Here is a 367-nt window from a genome sequence, read left to right as displayed (position 1 = left end):
CATGTCGAAAGCGCCCGTGAGAAGCCCCGCCGCCGGATCATAATCGCACCGCTTGACGAGATAGCCCGCCGCGCCCGTCACTGCAGTCCAGTCGAAGCGGATCGACTTCGGATCGCCCGTGACCAGCGCCGCCGTGAGGCCCGTGGGGGCGGCGAGGGCAGCGTCCTCCACCCCGCTCAGGGTCGATGCCGTCAGGCCGGGGTTGGCCGGCACGTTGCTGGATTTGCCGGTGTCCGCCTCGCTCCCAGACGAGAACGCGACGGGCGTGGACCACGGCGAGCGGTCACCGGCGGCATTGAGCGTGGCCACCACCCAATAGGCGGTCGCGTTCGGCTTGTAGTTCCCGGTCCATGTCGTGTGATAGAAG

The 367-nt window shown here is 68.4% G+C and carries 1 protein-coding gene; it reads right to left on the bottom strand.

What is annotated here, in order from left to right:
• Positions 1 to 367, bottom strand: a 367-nt coding sequence (locus PMES_RS16410; RefSeq protein ID WP_201289031.1) for a hypothetical protein, incomplete at both ends; no start/stop codon positions are given.

This window comes from Profundibacterium mesophilum KAUST100406-0324, assembly GCF_009835145.1.
GTDB lineage: Bacteria > Pseudomonadota > Alphaproteobacteria > Rhodobacterales > Rhodobacteraceae > Profundibacterium > Profundibacterium mesophilum.
The sequence above is the reverse complement of the archived record's forward strand: the minus strand, read 5'-3'. Positions and strand labels throughout refer to the sequence as shown.